Source organism: Reyranella sp. CPCC 100927, assembly GCF_007859315.1.
Taxonomy (GTDB): Bacteria; Pseudomonadota; Alphaproteobacteria; order Reyranellales; family Reyranellaceae; genus Vineibacter.
The window spans coordinates 1-547 of record NZ_VOHA01000073.1; the positions used below are offsets into that span (position 1 = coordinate 1).

At 76.2% G+C, this 547-nt stretch carries 1 protein-coding gene; it reads right to left on the reverse strand.

What is annotated here, in order from left to right; genetic code table 11:
- Nucleotides 1-223: 223 nt before the first annotated feature.
- On the reverse strand, nucleotides 224-547 hold a 324-nt coding region (locus tag FQU96_RS42015; protein ID WP_146547395.1), incomplete at its 5' end, for an insulinase family protein.

Consider the following 547-nt stretch of genomic DNA (forward strand, 5'->3'; position numbering starts at 1 on the left):
AGGACCTCGTGGTGCGTGCGTCCGCCCCGGTGCCGCGCGACCCACACGTGCTCGACGAGCCCCTCGAGGTGCGACGGGGCGGCGGTGCGGGCGTAGGAGTCGACGGCGACGGGCATGGGTCCATCATGGACCGGCGCGCAACACGACCGGCAGGGCCGGACGCCCCGGGTGCGCCCCGGGGCGTCCGGCCCGTGACCGGGCGGTGGGTCTCCCGACCGGGCGCTCAGTCCCCGAAGGGACCGACGCGCACGACCGAGCGCGGGACGGCCGCGAGCTCGGCCGCGAGGTCCTGGACCTCCTGGGCCGTGACCGCGCGGATCCGCTCCAGCGTCTCGTCGACGCTCATGAGCTCGCCGTGCACCGGCTCGGACTTGCCGGGCCGGCTCACCCGCGAGCCGGTGTCCTCCATGCCGAGCACGAGCCCGCCGGAGAGCTGGCCGACCGAGCGCGTGAGCTCCGCGGCGCCCATCGGCGCCTGCGCCATCTTCTCCAGCTCGGCCACGAGCAGGGCCGTGACCTGGTCGACCTTGGCCGGCGTGCAGCCTGC